Origin of the sequence: Paraburkholderia sp. BR13439 (genome assembly GCF_040948805.1) — a bacterium.
Classification (GTDB): domain Bacteria; phylum Pseudomonadota; class Gammaproteobacteria; order Burkholderiales; family Burkholderiaceae; genus Paraburkholderia; species Paraburkholderia youngii.
In genome coordinates this window covers 1-252 of sequence record NZ_JBFPKN010000230.1, presented here as the reverse complement: position 1 = coordinate 252, position 252 = coordinate 1, and the positions used below count along the sequence as shown (strand labels likewise).

The following is a 252-nucleotide window of genomic DNA, read 5'->3' as shown; positions in this document are numbered from 1 at the left end:
CGCCGGCGTCGTCGACGGCTAGGTGCCGCTGCTTCTTCAATAGTGTTCACGTGTCCACCTATTTAAGTGAACACGATGCTCCCAAGACTTTCACCGTGACTCAAGATGGGATGACCGGGCGCTTACAGTCGACCCGCTGGACATGCGGGCCGGCTTCGATACGGCACTGGGTCGGGTGATAACCGTGTTCGGCGCCGCGCATCCGCACCATGCTTACCTTTTTGCCAACCGGCGGGCCAACCGCCTGAAGGT

Annotated in this window: 1 pseudogene; it reads left to right on the top strand. The window is 60.3% G+C overall.

The features are described from left to right. Positions 1 to 133: 133 nt before the first annotated feature. Positions 134 to 252, top strand: a pseudogene (gene tnpB / locus AB3X96_RS42990) (IS66 family insertion sequence element accessory protein TnpB); the annotation flags it as partial.